General features: G+C 40.9%; 1 pseudogene. It reads left to right on the top strand.

From position 1 onward, the window contains the following. A pseudogene (locus H5201_RS23635) lies at nucleotides 1–254 on the top strand (IS3 family transposase); the annotation flags it as partial.

Below are 254 nucleotides of genomic sequence, written 5' to 3'. Positions count from 1 at the left end.
CTAGCTAAATCAGACAGTAAACAGTTAAAGCAAGAAATAAAACAGCTGCAAAAAGAGCTTAATCGTAAAGATAAAGCCTTAGCTGAAACAGCGGCATTACTTGTTCTCAAAAAAAAAGCGGATGCACTCTGGGGTTTCAACGAGGACGATTAACAACACAGGCTGAGCGACATGAATTAATAACGCTTATTACAAACGCGCAGGATTCAGGGGCAAGGAAAGAAAAAGCATGTGAGTTACTTGGGCTGACGGTA

Origin of the sequence: Pseudoalteromonas sp. SG43-6 (assembly GCF_014164365.1) — a bacterium.
GTDB lineage: Bacteria > Pseudomonadota > Gammaproteobacteria > Enterobacterales > Alteromonadaceae > Pseudoalteromonas > Pseudoalteromonas rhizosphaerae.
This window is presented reverse-complemented; position numbering and strand designations above follow the sequence as displayed.